Source organism: Zoogloea sp. 1C4, from assembly GCF_009469605.1.
Classification (GTDB): Bacteria; Pseudomonadota; Gammaproteobacteria; order Burkholderiales; family Rhodocyclaceae; genus Zoogloea; species Zoogloea oryzae.
This window is the reverse complement of the sequence record NZ_SSXU01000004.1, coordinates 140,353-156,211: the sequence shown is the minus strand read 5'-3', so window position 1 is coordinate 156,211 and position 15,859 is coordinate 140,353. Positions and strand designations below refer to the sequence as shown.

The 15,859-nt window shown below is 66.9% G+C and carries 14 protein-coding genes; 12 read left to right on the top strand and 2 right to left on the bottom strand.

Translation table 11 applies throughout. From position 1 onward, the window contains the following. Positions 1 to 31: 31 nt before the first annotated feature. Positions 32 to 613, top strand: a complete 582-nt coding sequence (locus GH681_RS06675; RefSeq protein WP_153160676.1) for a peroxidase-related enzyme — start codon at positions 32 to 34, stop codon at positions 611 to 613. Positions 614 to 616: 3 nt separating this feature from the next. Here the strand turns inward: GH681_RS06675 and GH681_RS06670 are convergent, their stop codons facing one another. Continuing rightward, on the bottom strand, positions 617 to 2,950 hold the full coding sequence (locus GH681_RS06670) for a bifunctional diguanylate cyclase/phosphodiesterase (RefSeq protein ID WP_153160674.1): 2,334 nt from the start codon (positions 2,948 to 2,950) through the stop codon (positions 617 to 619). Between the two features lie 210 nt (positions 2,951 to 3,160). Between GH681_RS06670 and napF the strand changes: the two genes are divergently transcribed. The 11 genes from napF (at position 3,161) to GH681_RS06615 (ending at position 14,415) form a co-directional block, all read left to right on the top strand. Next, positions 3,161 to 3,661: a ferredoxin-type protein NapF gene (napF, locus tag GH681_RS06665; protein WP_153160672.1), complete on the top strand. Its 501-nt coding sequence runs from the start codon at positions 3,161 to 3,163 to the stop codon at positions 3,659 to 3,661. Then, positions 3,658 to 3,957 carry a chaperone NapD gene (locus GH681_RS06660; RefSeq protein WP_194271157.1) on the top strand — a complete coding sequence of 100 codons (300 nt, stop codon included), beginning with the start codon at positions 3,658 to 3,660 and terminating at the stop codon, positions 3,955 to 3,957. The genes napF and GH681_RS06660 overlap by 4 nt, the downstream gene beginning before the upstream one ends. Continuing rightward, positions 3,954 to 6,512: a nitrate reductase catalytic subunit NapA gene (napA, locus tag GH681_RS06655; protein WP_153160667.1), complete on the top strand. Its 2,559-nt coding sequence runs from the start codon at positions 3,954 to 3,956 to the stop codon at positions 6,510 to 6,512. Before GH681_RS06660 ends, napA begins: the two co-directional genes overlap by 4 nt. Positions 6,513 to 6,586: 74 nt before the next feature. Further along, a complete protein-coding gene (gene napG / locus GH681_RS06650; protein WP_153160666.1) occupies positions 6,587 to 7,495 on the top strand; it encodes a ferredoxin-type protein NapG in 909 nt (302 codons plus the stop codon). Between the two features lie 3 nt (positions 7,496 to 7,498). Continuing rightward, positions 7,499 to 8,374 (top strand): quinol dehydrogenase ferredoxin subunit NapH, encoded by an 876-nt coding sequence (gene napH, locus GH681_RS06645; protein ID WP_153160664.1) that lies wholly within the window; start codon positions 7,499 to 7,501, stop codon positions 8,372 to 8,374. Continuing rightward, positions 8,374 to 8,853: a nitrate reductase cytochrome c-type subunit gene (locus GH681_RS06640; RefSeq protein ID WP_153160662.1), complete on the top strand. Its 480-nt coding sequence runs from the start codon at positions 8,374 to 8,376 to the stop codon at positions 8,851 to 8,853. Before napH ends, GH681_RS06640 begins: the two co-directional genes overlap by 1 nt. A 25-nt stretch (positions 8,854 to 8,878) precedes the next feature. Beyond that, positions 8,879 to 9,538: a NapC/NirT family cytochrome c gene (locus GH681_RS06635; protein ID WP_153160660.1), complete on the top strand. Its 660-nt coding sequence runs from the start codon at positions 8,879 to 8,881 to the stop codon at positions 9,536 to 9,538. A 203-nt stretch (positions 9,539 to 9,741) separates the two neighbouring features. Further along, positions 9,742 to 11,769, top strand: a complete 2,028-nt coding sequence (locus tag GH681_RS06630; RefSeq protein ID WP_228111812.1) for a response regulator — start codon at positions 9,742 to 9,744, stop codon at positions 11,767 to 11,769. Between the two features lie 206 nt (positions 11,770 to 11,975). Next, on the top strand, positions 11,976 to 12,401 hold the full coding sequence (locus GH681_RS06625) for a cytochrome c (protein WP_153160656.1): 426 nt from the start codon (positions 11,976 to 11,978) through the stop codon (positions 12,399 to 12,401). A gap of 28 nt (positions 12,402 to 12,429) precedes the next feature. Further along, positions 12,430 to 13,809, top strand: a complete 1,380-nt coding sequence (locus GH681_RS06620; protein WP_153160655.1) for a cbb3-type cytochrome c oxidase subunit I — start codon at positions 12,430 to 12,432, stop codon at positions 13,807 to 13,809. A 294-nt stretch (positions 13,810 to 14,103) separates the two neighbouring features. Next, entirely contained in the window at positions 14,104 to 14,415 is a 312-nt protein-coding gene (locus tag GH681_RS06615) for a hypothetical protein (RefSeq protein WP_153160653.1), read from the top strand. Here the strand turns inward: GH681_RS06615 and GH681_RS06610 are convergent, their stop codons facing one another. Then, positions 14,416 to 15,837, bottom strand: a complete 1,422-nt coding sequence (locus GH681_RS06610; RefSeq protein WP_153160651.1) for a bifunctional aminoglycoside phosphotransferase/ATP-binding protein — start codon at positions 15,835 to 15,837, stop codon at positions 14,416 to 14,418. Positions 15,838 to 15,859: the final 22 nt, after the last annotated feature.

Here is a 15,859-nt window from a genome sequence, read left to right as displayed (position 1 = left end):
GTGTGACAACAACCCACATCAGGAGACCTGCATGACCACGCTTCCCGTCAGCCGTTACCCCATCCCCGATCTCGCCAGCCTGCCCGACGACGTGCGCGAGCGCATCCTCGGCGTGCAGGAGAAGGCCGGCTTCGTGCCCAACGTGTTCCTCACCCTGGCCCACCGCCCGGCCGAGTTCCGCGCCTTCTTCGCCTATCACGACGCGCTGATGGAGAAGGACGAGGGCCTCACCAAGGCCGAGCGCGAGATGATCGTCGTCGCCACCTCGGGCGCCAACGAGTGCCTGTACTGCGTGGTGGCCCACGGGGCGATTCTGCGCATCCGCGCCAAGAACCCCCGCGTCGCCGATCAGCTCGCCACCAACTACCGCAAGGCCGAGATCACCCCGCGCCAGCGCGCGATGCTCGATTTCGCCATGAAGCTGGCGCTGGATTCCGCGTCGGTGGGCGACGCCGACATCGAGGCCCTCAAGGCCCACGGCTTCGACGACGAGGCGATCTGGGACATCGGCGCGATCACCGCCTTCTTTGCCATGAGCAACCGCCTGGCCAATCTCACCTCGATGCGCCCCAACGACGAGTTCTACCTGATGGGCCGCCTGCCCAAGGCGTGACGCTCAGGCGCCCACGGCCTCCGGCGTGGCGAGCAGAGCGTTGAACGCCTCGTTCGTCAGCGGACGGCCGAGCAGGTAGCCCTGGAAGGCGTCGCAGCCGAGCTCCTGCAGGGCGCGCAGCTGGAACGCATCCTCGATGCCCTCGGCCGTGCACTGCAGCTGGAGGGCGCGGGCCAGCCCGATCACCGCCCGCAGCATCGCCATCGCCTGGCCGCCAGGCTGGAGCAGGGGCTGGATGAAGGCCCGGTCGATCTTCAGGCGGTCGAAGCCGAAGTGCTGCAGGTAGGACAGCGACGAGAAGCCGGTGCCGAAGTCATCCAGCGCCAGTTGCACGTCGAGCGCCCGCAGGGCTTCGAGCACGCGGCGCGCGATGCGCCGGTCGGCGAGGGTCGATTCGGTGATCTCCAGCTCCAGCCGGCGGGCCGGCAGGCCGCTGTCGGCGAGCGCCTTGCGCACCGCATCGACCAGCCCCAGGTCGTTGAGCTGGCGTACCGACAGATTGACAGCGACCCGCAGGGGGCGATCCCAGCCCACCGCGTCGGCGCAGGCCCGGCGCAGCACCCACAGCCCGATGGGCACGATGAGGCCGGATTCCTCGGCCAGCTCCAGGAATTCGGATGGCGGCAGCAGGCCCAGGTGCGGGTGCCGCCAGCGCAGCAGCGCCTCGGCCGCCACCGGCGGGCCGCCGCCGGCCTCGAAGACGGGCTGGTAATGCACCTCCAGGGTGCCGCGGCGGATCGCCTCGGACAGCTCGTGGGTCCGTCGCAGGCGCGTCGACACCCGCGTGCCGATCTCCTCGTCGAACACCACCAGGGTGTTGCGACCCTTCATCTTGGCGGCGTAGAGGGCCATGTCGGCGCAGCGCAGCAGATCGGTGCGGTTGTGGGCGTGGGCCGGCGCGAAGGCCAGCCCGGCGCTGGTACGCACCTCCAGGCGCAGATCGCCGATCAGGAAAGGGTGGCTCAGGTTTTCGAGGACGCGCCGGCTGTGGTCCGCCATCGCCATCGGGCCGCCACCGCCCGCCAGCAGGATGGCGAACTCGTCGCCCCCCAGGCGGGCCAGGGCCAGCCGGGGGCTGCCGCCGGGCGGCTTCTCGAGGCGGCGGGCGACCGCCGCGAGCAGGCGGTCGCCAACCCCGTGGCCGTGGGCATGATTGACGGCCTTGAAGGCGTCCAGATCGAGCACCAGCAGGCCGACGGGCTGGGCCGGCCCGGCCGGGTGGAAGCAGGCGTCGAGGGCGTGGTTGAAGGCGTGGCGATTGGCCAGCCCGGTGAGGCTGTCCCGGGTGGCGAGCCGTTCGAGTTCCTGGCGGTGGATCTGGTCGGCGGTGACATCCACGCCCACCCCGCGCCAGCCGATCACCTCGCCGCCGCCGGATAGCAGCGGCTTGCCGCTGAGCGACCACCACTGGCTGCCCGCCGGTGTCTGCAGTGGCAGGATCAGGTCGCGGAAGGCCCGGTGGCTGGCGAGCCGGCTGGCCAGCAGGCGGGTGGCGTTGGCGAGATCGGTCCGGCGGGTGGCGTTGGCGGTCTCCAGCGCGGCGATCAGCCCGACGCCCAGCAGCGAGGCGTCGCTACGGCCGAGGGCTTCGGCGAGGCGCGTCGAGGCGTGGGTGAGCCGCCCGTGGGCGTCGCATGCCCAGAACCAGTCGCGGGAGGCGTCTTCGAAATCGTTCAGCAGCAGGGCGACCATCTGGGTCTGGCGCTCGGCCTCGAACTCGGCCAGGCAGCGTTCGACGAACTCCCGGGACGTGGCGAGCATGTCGCGGGTGACCACGGCGGCGTAGAGCAGCACGGCCACCGCCGCGGCGAGGCTGGTCTCCCGGTCGATCTGCCAGAGGGTGATCAGGGCCGCCGACACCAGGGTGCCGAGCCACACCATGCCGGCCGGGGGGAACCGGGCGTAGCTGAGGGCTTCGGCAAACAGCACGCCGGCGCTGAGGATGCCCAGCTGCATGCGCAGCTCGTCGTTGCCGCGCAGGAACAGCCAGCTGGTCATCACGATGAACAGCAGCGCGGTGACCAGCGCCTGCAGACAGACCAGCCCCGGCGTGATCAGCCGGGGGTTGTCGAGGCCCCCGGCGAGGCGCGGCAGCCAGAACTTCGACAGGGGGTTGAGGGCCATCGCGGCCAGCCACGCCACTGCCAGATAGGGGTCGATCAACGGCCCGGCCATCCACACGAAGAGCGCGGCGACCGCCAGCATGGCCAGATCGGTGACCCACAACGAGGTGCGGGCGCGGCCCAGCTGACGTTCGAGCAGCTGCGCCTCGTCAAGCCCGGCCGGCCTCCAGGCGTCCCTGACGCCAGCCAGAAGTCCACTTGGGCGGATACGCACAGGTGGCAAGGATCTGGGTGTCAAGGTGATGCCCTTTGGAAATGTCAATGGATTATTTTATCAGATTGTGATGTTTCTGGCGGTCTGGTCGGGGTGCGCATGGTGGACGCGGCGTGCGTGACACCCTGGGAAATCCTTCGCATAGATCAAGGATTTCGGTCGGGAAGAGGCATAGGATCAATCATTCCCGACAATGACCACGAGCCGAACATGGATGTTTCCCGCCGCCGCTTTCTGGGTGCCCGTGCGCCCGGCCCGGCGCCGTTTCGTCCGCCGTGGAGTGTCGTGGAGGCCGCTTTCCTCGATCGTTGCACCCGCTGCGACGACTGCGTGAAGGCTTGCCCCACCGGGCTCCTGCAGCGGGGTGGCGGGGGGTATCCGGTAGCCGATTTCTCGGCGGCGGCCTGTACTTTCTGTGGTGACTGCGCCAAGGCCTGCGCCAGCGGCGCCATCGGCCGCGACACCACGCAGCCGCCCTGGTCGTTCGGGGTCGTCATCGGCGAAGGCTGCCTGGCAGCCCAGAACGTCGAGTGCCGCATCTGCGGCGAAGCCTGCGATGCCGGCGCGATCCGTTTCCGTCCCCGTATCGGTGGCGTTCCGCTGCCCGATGTCGATCTCGCCGCATGCACTGGCTGCGGCGCCTGCATTGCGCCCTGCCCGGTGGTGGCGGTGACCCGCAAGGCCCTTCCTTCCGCCCTGGAGCAATCATGAACATCGTCAGTCTCGTCCTGCGCATCAAGCCGGAGACCCGGGCGGAGGCCGAAGCGGCCCTGACCGCCTTTCCCGGCGTCGAATGCCACGGCATGTCGGACGACGGCAAGCTCGTCGTCACCGTCGAAGACGCCGAAGGCGCCGCCATGTCCGACACCCTCATCGCCCTGCACCGCGTGCCGCAGGTGCTCGCCGCCACCCTGGCCTACGAGCACTGCGGCGTCGAGGACGGCGACAGCCCTGTTTCGAATCAACCGGAAGCCCTGAAATCCCCCTGCGAGGAGGCTCAATCATGACCATCAACCGACGCGACTTCATCAAGACCCAGGCGATCGCCACGGCCGCCGCCACGGCCGGCATCTCGTTGCCCGCCCTCGCAGCGAAGAAGGAGGACGCCGCGGCACCCGCCGAGAACGCCACCGCCGTGCGCTGGGACAAGGCGGCCTGCCGCTTCTGCGGCACCGGCTGCTCGGTGCTGGTGGGCGTGCAGAACGGCCGTGTGGTGGCCACTCAGGGTGATCCGGATTCCCAGGTCAATCGCGGCCTCAACTGCATCAAGGGCTACTTCCTGTCCAAGATCATGTACGGCGAGGACCGCCTCACCCGCCCGCTGCTGCGCATGAAGGACGGCAAGTACAGCAAGGACGGCGAGTTCACCCCGATCACCTGGAACCAGGCCTTCGACATCATGGCCGAGAAGTGGAAGACCGCGCTGAAGGCCGAAGGCCCGGGCTCGATCGCCATGTTCGGCTCCGGCCAATGGACGATCTGGGAAGGCTACGCCGCCGCCAAACTGATGAAGGCCGGCTTCCGTTCCAACAACCTCGACCCGAACGCCCGCCACTGCATGGCCTCGGCGGTCACCGGCTTCATGCGCACCTTCGGCATCGACGAGCCGATGGGCTGCTACGACGACATCGAGCAGGCCGACGCCTTCGTGCTGTGGGGCAGCAACATGGCCGAGATGCACCCGATCCTGTGGACGCGCATCACCGACCGCCGCCTCACCAAGACCGACGTGCAGGTGCACGTGCTGTCCACCTTCGAGCACCGCAGCTTCGAGCTGGCCGACAACGGCATGATCTTCGTGCCCCAGACCGATCTGGCGATCCTCAACTACATCTGCAACCACATCATCCAGACGGGCAAGGTCAACCAGGACTTCGTCAAGAAGAACGTGAACTTCAAGATGGGCGAGACCGACATCGGCTTTGGCCTGCGCCCGGCCCACGCGCTGGAGAAGGACGCCAAGTTCAACGGCTACCCCGGCGCCGACGGCAAGCCCAAGAACAACCCGAACGACGCCAAGCCGGCCACGTTCGAGGACTTCAAGAAGTTCGTCTCGACCTACACCCTCGACTACACCGCCAAGCTCTCCGGCGTGCCCAAGGATCGCCTGCAGAAGCTGGCCGAGCTCTACGCCGACCCGAAGAAGAAGGTCGTCAGCTTCTGGACGATGGGCTTCAACCAGCACACCCGCGGCACCTGGGTGAACAACATGATCTACAACGTCCACCTGCTGGTGGGCAAGATCTCCACCCCGGGCTCCGGCCCGTTCTCCCTCACCGGCCAGCCGTCGGCCTGCGGCACCGCCCGTGAAGTGGGCACCTTCGCCCACCGCCTGCCCGCCGACATGGTGGTGACCAACCCGGATCACCGCCACCACACCGAAGAGATCTGGCAGCTGCCCGAAGGCACCATCAACGAGAAGATCGGCTACCACGCCGTGGCCCAGAGCCGCGCCCTGAAGGACGGCAAGCTCAAGTGCTACTGGACGAGCACCACCAACAACATGCAGGCCGGCCCCAACGTCAACCAGGAGATCTACCCGGGCTGGCGCAACCCGGCGGCCTTCGTGGTGGTGTCGGATGTCTACCCCACCGTCTCGGCCCTCGCCGCCGACCTGATCCTCCCGTCCGCCATGTGGACCGAGAAGGAAGGCGCCTTCGGCAACGCCGAGCGGCGCACCCAGTTCTGGCGCCAGCAGGTCAAGGCGCCGGGCGAGGCCAAGTCCGATCTGTGGCAGTACATGGAGTTCTCCAAGCGCTTCAAGGTCGAGGAAGTGTGGCCGGCCGAGCTCATCGCCAAGAAGCCGGAGCTGAAGGGCAAGACCCTCTACGACGTGCTCTACGCCAACAAGGTGGTGAACAAGTTCCCGAAGGCCGACCTCGCCAAGGCCAACGAGCACGCCATCAAAAACTACACCAACGACGAATCCGAAGCCTTCGGCTACTACGTCCAGAAGGGCCTGTTCGAGGAATACGCCCTCTTCGGCCGCGGCCACGGCCACGATCTGGCCCCGTTCGAGATGTACCACAAGGCCCGCGGCCTGCGCTGGCCGGTGGTCGACGGCAAGGAAACCCTGTGGCGCTTCCGCGAGGGTTACGACCCGTACGTCAAGGCGGGCGAGGGCGTGAAGTTCTACGGCCACAAGGACGGCAAGGCGGTCATCTTCGCGCTGCCCTACCAGGACCCCCCCGAGAAGCCCGATGCCGAGTTTGACCTGTGGCTGTGCACCGGCCGCGTGCTCGAACACTGGCACACCGGCACCATGACCCGTCGCGTGCCCGAGCTGCACAAGGCGGTGCCCGAGGCGCAGGTCTTCATGCACCCGGATGACGCCAAGAAGCGCGGCCTCCAGCGCGGCATGGTGGTGAAGGTCCAGTCCCGGCGTGGCGAGATGATGGCCCGCATCGAGACCAAGGGCCGCAACAAGCCCCCGGTCGGTCTGATCTTCGTGCCCTTCTTCGACGAATCCAAGCTGGTGAACAAGCTCACGCTCGACGCCACCTGCCCGATCTCGAAGGAAACCGACTACAAGAAGTGCGCCGTCAAGGTGGTGCGCGCCTGATCTTCCAGGTGAATGGCTGCAGGCTGGGCTGACGCCTGGCCTGTCGCCGCCACCCGGATCAAAGCAGAACAATCATGGACACCGGCAAGAAACCCGCCCGCAAGCCCTCCGATGCCGCCTCCCCGGCGTCGGCGGCCCGGCGCAAGTTCATCAACAGCGTGGCTGCCGCGGCTGGCGGCGGCTGCCTGTTGGCGCTCGGGGCGGGGCTTTACGCGAAGAGCGCGTCGGCCTTGCCGGCCCAGGCCCTGCGTCCGCCCGGCGCCTTGCCCGAATCCGACTTCCTCGCGGCCTGCGTGCGCTGTGGCCTGTGCGTGCGCGACTGCCCCTACGACACCCTCCACCTCGCCGACCTGGGTGACCCGGTCGTCACCGGCACGCCGTATTTCACCGCGCGCGAGGTGCCTTGCGAGATGTGCGAGGACATCCCCTGCGTGAAGGCCTGCCCCACCGGCGCGCTCGACCGCAGCCTCACCGACATCAACAAGGCGCAGATGGGCCTCGCCGCCCTCGTGGACCACGAGAGCTGCCTCAACTTCCTCGGCCTGCGCTGCGACGTGTGCTATCGGGTGTGCCCGGTCATCGACAAGGCGATCACCCTCGAGACCCAGCACAACCCGCGCTCCGACCGCCACGCGATGCTGCTGCCGACGGTGCACTCCGACGCCTGCACCGGCTGTGGCAAGTGCGAGAAATCCTGCGTGCTGCCGGTGGCTGCGATCAAGGTCTTCCCGCGCCAGCTGGCCCAGGGTGCGCTGCCGGCCCACTACCGCAAGGGCTGGGAAGAAAAGGCCCGCCACGGCGGGTCGCTGATCGGCGATCAGGTCGAACTGCCGGTGCGCGGCTTTGAAGGCCCCACCGCCGGCCGCGCCGCCACCGAAACCGTGGTCGCCCCGACTGGCCCGGCGCCGGCCCCTGCCGCGCCGGCCACGCCACCGCCGCCCGCGAAGGCCGCCGGCGGCATCAACTCCCACTGGAAGCCGTAAATCATGGCGACCACCACGATCTCCTCCGCCAAGCCGGCCGACGCCGCCTGCGCCCCGGCCCGCAGCCTGTGGCAGCGCCAGCGCTGGCTGATCCTCCGCCGCACCAGCCAGCTGCTGATCCTGCTGGCCTTCCTCGCCGGGCCGTGGTTCGGGGTGTGGCTCGTCAAGGGCAACCTGTCCTCGTCCCTCACCCTTGGCGTGCTGCCCCTCACCGATCCGCTGCTGGTGCTGCAGACCCTCGTCACTGGCCACTTGCCCTATTCGTCGGCGTTGATCGGCGCGGCCATCGTGCTCGGCTTCTACCTGCTGGTGGGCGGGCGGATCTTCTGCAGCTGGGTGTGTCCGGTGAATGTGGTCACCGACGCCGCCGCCTGGAGCCGTCGCCGCCTCGGCATCAAGACCGGCCGGGTGCCGGACGCCGCCACCCGCTACTGGCTGCTGGGCGGCCTGCTCGTGGCCGCCGCCGTCACCGGCAGCCTGGCCTGGGAATGGGTCAATCCGGTGTCGCTGCTGCACCGGGGGCTGATCTTCGGCATGGGCGGCGGGCTGTTCGTGATCGCCGGCATCTTTCTGTACGACCTGCTGGTGGCCAGCCGCGGCTGGTGTGGTCACCTGTGCCCGATGGGCGCCTTCTACGGCCTGCTCGGCAGGAAGGCGCTGGTGCGCGTCTCCGCCAGCAAGCGCGCCGCCTGCGACGACTGCATGGACTGCTTCGCGGTGTGCCCCGAACCCCAGGTGATCCGCCCGGCCCTCAAGCAGGTCGGGCAGGAGAGCCCCCTGATCCTGGCCTCAGACTGCACCACCTGCGGCCGCTGCATCGATGTGTGCGACAAACAAGTTTTCAAAATGACCCATAGGTTCGATCAAAGGAGCGAGTGATGAACAAGCCGACCTTCCATTCCGCCCGCCTGCGGGCAGCCGCCCTGGCCGTGTGCCTTGCCCAGACTTTCCTTGCTCCTGTCGCTGCTGTTGCCGCTGGCGAGCCGGCCATCAAGCTCATGACCCTGCGCGGTGCCGAGATCAACGCCAGCGACCCGGAAGGCGACGGCACCCGTTATGGCCGCGATTCCGCCCCGTTGCCCCGGGATTTCGTCCAGCAGCCGCCGCTGATCCCCCACACCATCAAGGGCTATACGGTCACCAAGAATTTCAACAAGTGCCTCGACTGTCACGCCTGGGCCCGCGCCAAGGAAACCGGCGCCACCAAGATCTCGGTGACCCACTTCAAGGATCGGGAAGGCCAGGAGCTGTCCAGCGTGTCGCCGCGCCGCTACTTCTGCAACCAGTGCCACGTGCCCCAGAGCGACGCCAAGCCGCTGGTGGGCAACACCTTCAAGCCCGGCACCGGGATGCGTTGACGGATAGACAAGGGAGTTCGGACAAATGGATACCAACAACAAGGGCCTGATCGGGCGCATCCGATCCCTCGGCTGGGGGTTTGCGGCGATGCTGTTCATCGCCGGCATCGTGTTCTGGGGTGGCTTCAACACCGCCATGGAATGGACCAACCGGGAAGCCTTCTGCATCTCGTGCCACGAGATGAAGGACAACGTCTATCAGGAGTACCGCTCCACCATCCACGCCTCCAACCGCTCCGGCGTGCGGGCCACCTGCCCGGACTGCCACGTGCCGAAGGAGTGGGGCCCGAAGATCATCCGCAAGATCCAGGCTTCCAACGAAGTCCTGCACAAGGTGCTCGGTTCGATCGACACGCCCGAGAAGTTCAACGCCAAGCGGCTGGAGCTCGCCAAGCATGAATGGGAGCGGATGAAGAAGACCGACTCCCGCGAATGCCGCAACTGCCACAATTTCGACAGCTTCGACTACGCCGAGCAGGGCCGTCGTTCGTCCAAGATGCACCAGACCGGCCTGAACGAAGGCAAGACCTGCATCGACTGCCACAAGGGCATCGCCCACACGCTGCCGGAAGTCGAACAGGCCATTGGCGCGCCGAAGGAAGGCGCGACGCCGGAGGAATTCCATCCGCCCACGCCCAAGCCTGAAGAGGCCAAGCCTGAGGCCGACAAGGCCGCGAAAGGCTGATCCGCCGACATGGAGCACCCCGGGCCGCAAGGCTCGGGAACGGGGGGAGGCGGGCCGCGTCATGCGGCCCGTTTTCCGTCTGGAGAAAGGCCTACTGCCGCCAGGGTGAAGCGACTGGAGTAATATTCGGGTAACCCCTGCCGCCGGATGTCCCGGCTGGCATTTTCTCTCCCGAACTCCGGAGTCGGCCTCTCTTGGTTCCCATGCGGAATGATGACGAATCCCAGGCCTGCCTGCTGAGCGCGATCCTCGAAGGCTCGGAGGACGGCGTGCTGGCGGCAGATCGGGAAAATCGCCTCGTCGCCGTCAACGAGCGTTTCTTCTCGGTGTGGGGCGTGCCCCGTCCGCCCGGACCGCTGGCCGCGCTATTCCGCAGTCCATTCGATCCGATCTACGACGCGGTGTTGTCGCGGATTGTTGCGCCCGCTCACTTTCAGGAATGGGTGCGCCATGTGCTTCCGCTCATGGAGCAGGTGGATTCCGGCGATGTGCCCCTCAAGGATGGCCGAACGCTCCGGGGGCATGCCATTCCCTGGCGGGCCGGCAACGGCGAGCTGCTGGGCCGGATCTGGTATTTCCGGGATGTCACCGAGGTGGTCCGCTCGATCCAGACCATCGAAGCGAGCGAGCGGTGCTACCGCACGGCCTTCCAGACGACCCTCGATGCGATCGCCATCACGACCCTGGCGGGCGGCGTTTACGTGGACGTGAACCAGGCTTTCGTGGACATCACGCAATACAGCCGCGACGAGCTCATCGGCCGCAGCTCCCTGGAGCTTGGCATCTGGGCCGACACCAACGACCGCGTGTCCTTTGCCGAGAAGGTGCGCCGGGAGCAGGCGCGGGTCAGGCTGGAGGCCCGTTTCCGCAAGAAGAACGGGGAGATCTTCTGGGGCATGTTCTCGGTGTCGCCGATGGAGTTCAACGGCGAACCCTGCCTGCTGTCGATCACCCGCGACATCACCGAAAGCAAGGCCGCCCAGGACGAGCTGGCCCGTCATCGGGACAGCCTGGAGCTGCTCGTGGCCGAGCGGACCGCCGAGCTGTCGAAGGCCAAGGAGGCCGCCGAGGCCGCCAGCGTGGCCAAGAGTGCCTTTCTGGCCAACATGAGCCATGAGATCCGCACGCCGCTCAACGCGATCACCGGCATGGCCTACCTCATCCGCCGCGGCGGGCTCACGCCCGAGCAGGCTGCCCAGCTCGACAAGCTGGTGGGGGCGGGCGAGCACCTCCTCAAGATCATCAATGGCGTCCTCGAGCTCTCGAAGATCGAGGCCGGCAAGATCGTCGTGTCCGAAGCGCCGCTGCGGGTCGAGAGCGTCCTGCAGAACGTCGTCTCGATGCTCCATGTCCGCGCCGTCGAAAAGCGCCTGCGGCTGATCACCCAGTGCGATCCGCTGCCCGCCGATCTGCTGGGCGACGCCACGCTGTTGCAGCAGGCGCTGCTCAATTACGCGGCCAACGCGGTGAAGTTCACCGAAGGCGGCAGCGTGATCCTGAGGGTGAAGCTGCTGGAGGAAAGCCCCGACGCTGCCCTGCTGCGTTTCGAGGTCGAGGACTCCGGCATCGGCATCGACCCGGAGGTGCTGTCCCGGCTCTTCCGCGCCTTCGAGCAGGCCGACAACACCATGACCCGCAAGCACGGGGGGACGGGCCTGGGGCTGGCGATCACCCGCGAACTGGCGGAGCGGATGGGCGGGGCTGCGGGCGCATCCAGCTGTCCGGGGGTGGGCAGCACCTTCTGGTTCACTGCGCGGCTGGGGCGTGGTCAGCGTGCCGGTCTGCCTGCGGTGCACTTCGACGCTGACGCTGACGCCGAGGCCACCCTCACGGAGTCCTTTGCCGGACGGAGGGTTCTCCTCGCCGACGACGAGCCCATCAACCGTGAGATCGCTGAACTGATGCTGGTCGGCGCCGGCCTGCAGGTTGACACCGCCGAGGACGGCGCCGAGGCGGTGCGGCGGGTGGCGCAGGACGCCGGGTACGACCTGATCCTGATGGACATGCAGATGCCCAACATGGACGGCCTGGAGGCCACGCGGCAGATCCGCGAACTGCTCCAGGGCCGGAACATCCCCATCGTCGCCATGACCGCCAACGCCTTCGCCGAAGACCGGGCGCGGTGCCTGGCTGCCGGCATGGACGACTTCATCGCCAAGCCGATCGATCCTGACCGGGTCTTCTCGACCGTCCTCTGCTGGCTGCGGCAACGGGCTTCCGAGCTCGGCTGAACGGCCGAATTAGCCTTAATCCGTTCCTTTGTCATCCCCGCGGCTGCCGCCAGAACGCAGTCGTGGCGCGGGCTCCCGCCTGCTCGCGGGCGTCAGGTGCTGCCACTGCCCGGCCCGCTTGACCGCCATCAAGGACTCGTCCCCCCTCCAGCCCGCACCATCCCGGCCAAGCTGCGTCGTGCAGCGATGCCATCCAGGGAGGTTCCATGAGCGGGACATTCACAAAATCAATGGCGCGAAACATCTTCTTCGGGGGCACTGTTTTCTTTGCGCTCCTGTTCATCGCGCTGACCTTCGATTCGATGCAGACCCTTCCCAAGCGGGACAACCGGGCCAACCTGACGCCGGCTGTCGCGGCGGGCAAGAAGGTGTGGGAGGTCAATAACTGCATCGGTTGCCACACCCTGCTGGGCGAGGGCGCGTATTTCGCTCCCGAGCTGGGCAACGTCTACAAGCGTCGCGGCCCCGAGTTCATCAAGGCGTGGATCCAGTCCCAGCCGACCGGTACGCCGGGTCGTCGGCAGATGCCGAACTTCCACCTGACCGAGCAGCAGCTGAATGATCTCGTCGAGTTCCTGAAGTACACGTCCGAGATCAACACTGCCAACTGGCCGCCCAACATCGAAGGCTGATTGCCGATCTGAAAGGGAGCTATCCACCATGCAATATTCCTCACAGTCGGTCGCGAAGCCATACTTCATCGCGGCCATCGGGCTGTTCCTCGGTCAGATCCTGTTCGGCCTCATCATGGGCCTGCAGTATGTGATCGGCGACTTCCTGTTCCCCGCCATCCCGTTCAACGTGGCCCGGATGGTCCACACCAACCTGCTGATCGTCTGGCTGCTCTTCGGCTTCATGGGCGCGGCCTACTACATGATCCCGGAAGAGGCCGAGACCGAGCTGTACTCGCCAAAACTGGCGCTGCTCATGTTCTGGGTCTTCCTCGTCGCCGGTGCGGCCACCATCCTCGGCTATCTGCTCGTGCCCTACGCCACCCTGGCGAAGTTCACCGGCAATGACATCCTCGAGACGATGGGCCGGGAATTCCTCGAGCAGCCGCTGCTGACCAAGATCGGTATCGTGGTCGTCGCGCTGGTGTTCCTGTTCAACCTGACCATGACCATGCTCAAGGGCCGCAAGACCTCCATCGGCATCGTGCTGATGATGGGCCTGTGGGGCCTGGCGGTGATGTTCCTGTTCTCGTTCTACAACCCGCACAACCTGGTGCTCGACAAGTACTTCTGGTGGTGGGTCGTGCACCTCTGGGTCGAAGGCGTCTGGGAACTCATCCTCGGTGCGCTGCTGGCCTTCGTGCTGGTCAAGGTGACCGGTGTTGACCGCGAAGTGATCGAGAAGTGGCTGTACGTGATCATCACCCTGACCCTCGTCACCGGCATCATCGGTACCGGCCACCACTACTTCTGGATCGGTACGCCGGAATACTGGCAGTGGTGGGGTTCCGTGTTCTCCGCCCTCGAGCCGATCCCGTTCTTCGCGATGACCGTGTTCGCCTTCAACATGGTGAACCGCCGCCGCCGCGAACACCCGAACAAGGCTGCCACCCTGTGGGCCCTCGGTACCGGCGTGATGTCCTTCCTGGGCGCTGGCGTGTGGGGCTTCCTGCACACCCTGGCTCCGGTGAACTACTACACCCACGGCACGCAGATCACCGCGGCTCACGGTCACATGGCCTTCTACGGCGCCTACGCCATGGTCGTCATCACCATCATCAGCTATGCCATGCCGATCCTGCGGGGCCGCGCCGCCAACAGCGAAAAGGCGCAGGTGATGGAGATGTGGTCGTTCTGGCTGATGACCGTCGCGATGGTGTTCATCACCCTGTTCCTGACCGCCGCGGGCATCCTGCAGGTCTGGCTGCAGCGCTACAGCGCCACGCCGATCCCGTTCATGGCCGCGCAGGACCAGCTGGCGATCTTCTACTGGCTGCGTGAAGGCACTGGCGTGATGTTCCTGGTGGGTCTGCTGGTCTACATCGCCAGCTTCTTCGTGGGCGGCGAGACCAAGAGCCGCGCAGCTTAAGCTGTTTCAGGTGGTAAGTTGGTACGACGAGCCCGGCGCAAGCCGGGCTTTTCGTTTTTGGTCGAGTAGTGCGGTGCGCGATGCCCATTTCGGGGGTGGTTTCCGGCATGACATGGTGCAGGCAGCATCATTCAGGGTGGCAAAGTGCTTTCATGCACCACGGCGGTGCTTCAGCCATCCGGAATGCTTCGTCATGGGGCGTTTCCGTGCTGCGCAGGCCCGGATTTCCGTGGTTTCAGGGCGGCACGGCATTTGCTGTGGGTTTGTTAAAAACCTACATCAGAGAGAGCAGTCATGGAATCGGATTCCGTCATTCTCGGCCTGCTCGGCCGCATTCATGTGCTCATGCGCCGGGTGACCAACCGCATCACCGATGTGGAGTACATGCGTAGCAACAAGGAATACGCCCGGGAGATCGTGCGGCTCGCCGGTGAAACTGGCCACGCCGAACTCATCGAGCTGTGCGGCCGCCTGCGGGCGGCCATGGAACTCGACCCGCCCCCGGAAAGCGACGCCCCGGCCCGCGCCAGCCTGCTGGAGCGGCTGCGTGCCAGCCGGCCGGCGGCGACCCATCCGGTGGATCGCTACGTGGGTTCCCTGCGCTAGTCAGGCCGGCCCGACCACCCGGGCCAGTTCGTCGGCGTCCAGCGTCTCCATCCAGCGAAGCTGCCGGTCGAGCACATCGACGGTGGCTTCCGACGCATCCCCGTGACGCGCCAGCAGGCGGCGGCGGAGTTCGCTGTCGGGCGCCGAACAGGCCAGGATGTCCATCCGGGCGCCGTTGGCGCTGGCGAGGGCGAGGAAACTCGTCCGTTCGTCGCGCCGCAGGAAGGCCGCATCCACCACCACCGACCAGCCGGCCGACAACAGCAGCCCGGTGGTATCGTGGAGCATGGTGTAGGTGCGCAGGGTGCTGTCCGGGGTGTAGATGCCGCCGGGCACCGTGCGGCTGTCGCCCAGGGGGCCGAGGCCGAACAGCCTTTTGCGCTCCACATCCGAGCGCAGGCGCAGGGTGGTGGCGCTTGCATCGGCGAGGAGCAGATCGGCGCTGGCGGTGGTCTTGCCCGAGCCGGACACCCCGAAGGTGATGGTGAGCCGCGGTGGCGGCGGGGATGCGATCTCGCCGGCGAGGCGCAGATAGGCGTCCACGCCTTCGCGCTCGCCGCCCAGCCCGGCCACCTTGGCCCGCACCATCGCCCTATACACCGCATAGAAGCGCAGCACCTTCATGGCCTCGAAATCGCCCGAGACGGTCAGCCATTCGTTGAGCAGCCAGGTGGCCAGATCGGGGCGCCGGTGGTCGAGAAGGTCGATGTAGGTGAAGGCGATCTCGGAAGCCACGTCGATCCAGCGCAGGCTGTCGTTGAACTCGATGCAGTCGAAGGGCGTGATCCGGTCGTCCAGCAGCACCAGATTGCCCAGGTGCAGGTCGCCGTGGCATTCACGCACCCGGCCGGCTGCCTTGCGGGCGGCGAGGGTTGAGCGGACGCGCGCGAACTCGTCGCGGGTCCAGGCTTCGAGCGCGGCGAGGCGATCGGCGTGCGCTGGCGCCAGGGTGACGAGCTCGGTGAAGTTCTCGATGGCCTGGGCGAACACCTGCGCCGGCTCACCGAAGGGGCTCTCGGGGCCGGCCACCGCAGTGCGGGTGTGAAAGCGGTGCAGGGTGGCAGCCAGGGCCGACAGCTGGTCGAGCCGCAGGTGGCCGTGGGCGCACACGCGGTCGAGGCGCTGGGCTTCGGGGAAGCGGCGCATCCGCACGGCCCATTCCTCGCCGTCGTCGCTGTGGCCGATGGCCTCCGTGCCCAGGTATAGATCCGGCGCGAACTGCCGGTTGAGGCGCAGTTCCGCCTCGCAGCAGCAGCGTCGGCGCGCGGTGTTGCCGTAATCGAGAAAGGGCAGGCTGATCGGCTTCTTGATCTTCCAGGCCAGCGCGCCGGCCAGCAGCAGCCACGAGATGTGGGTCTCGATCACCGTCGCGTCGTGGCGCGCCCGGAAGTCTTCCAGCCAGGGGGGCAGGGGGGCAGTCATGAGCGGATTATCGTCCCGTCAA

What these genes read in the sequence shown, in the direction of transcription:
- napH (WP_153160664.1), top strand. Translation starts at nt 7,499, where the DNA reads ATGGCGACCACCACGATCTCCTCCGCCAAGCCGGCCGACGCCGCCTGC.
- GH681_RS06635 (WP_153160660.1), top strand. Translation starts at nt 8,879, where the DNA reads ATGGATACCAACAACAAGGGCCTGATCGGGCGCATCCGATCCCTCGGC.
- GH681_RS06630 (WP_228111812.1), top strand. Translation starts at nt 9,742, where the DNA reads ATGCGGAATGATGACGAATCCCAGGCCTGCCTGCTGAGCGCGATCCTC.
- GH681_RS06615 (WP_153160653.1), top strand. Translation starts at nt 14,104, where the DNA reads ATGGAATCGGATTCCGTCATTCTCGGCCTGCTCGGCCGCATTCATGTG.
- GH681_RS06625 (WP_153160656.1), top strand. Translation starts at nt 11,976, where the DNA reads ATGAGCGGGACATTCACAAAATCAATGGCGCGAAACATCTTCTTCGGG.
- napA (WP_153160667.1), top strand. Translation starts at nt 3,954, where the DNA reads ATGACCATCAACCGACGCGACTTCATCAAGACCCAGGCGATCGCCACG.
- GH681_RS06640 (WP_153160662.1), top strand. Translation starts at nt 8,374, where the DNA reads ATGAACAAGCCGACCTTCCATTCCGCCCGCCTGCGGGCAGCCGCCCTG.
- GH681_RS06660 (WP_194271157.1), top strand. Translation starts at nt 3,658, where the DNA reads ATGAACATCGTCAGTCTCGTCCTGCGCATCAAGCCGGAGACCCGGGCG.
- GH681_RS06620 (WP_153160655.1), top strand. Translation starts at nt 12,430, where the DNA reads ATGCAATATTCCTCACAGTCGGTCGCGAAGCCATACTTCATCGCGGCC.
- GH681_RS06675 (WP_153160676.1), top strand. Translation starts at nt 32, where the DNA reads ATGACCACGCTTCCCGTCAGCCGTTACCCCATCCCCGATCTCGCCAGC.
- napF (WP_153160672.1), top strand. Translation starts at nt 3,161, where the DNA reads ATGGATGTTTCCCGCCGCCGCTTTCTGGGTGCCCGTGCGCCCGGCCCG.
- GH681_RS06610 (WP_153160651.1), bottom strand. Translation starts at nt 15,837, where the DNA reads ATGACTGCCCCCCTGCCCCCCTGGCTGGAAGACTTCCGGGCGCGCCAC.
- napG (WP_153160666.1), top strand. Translation starts at nt 6,587, where the DNA reads ATGGACACCGGCAAGAAACCCGCCCGCAAGCCCTCCGATGCCGCCTCC.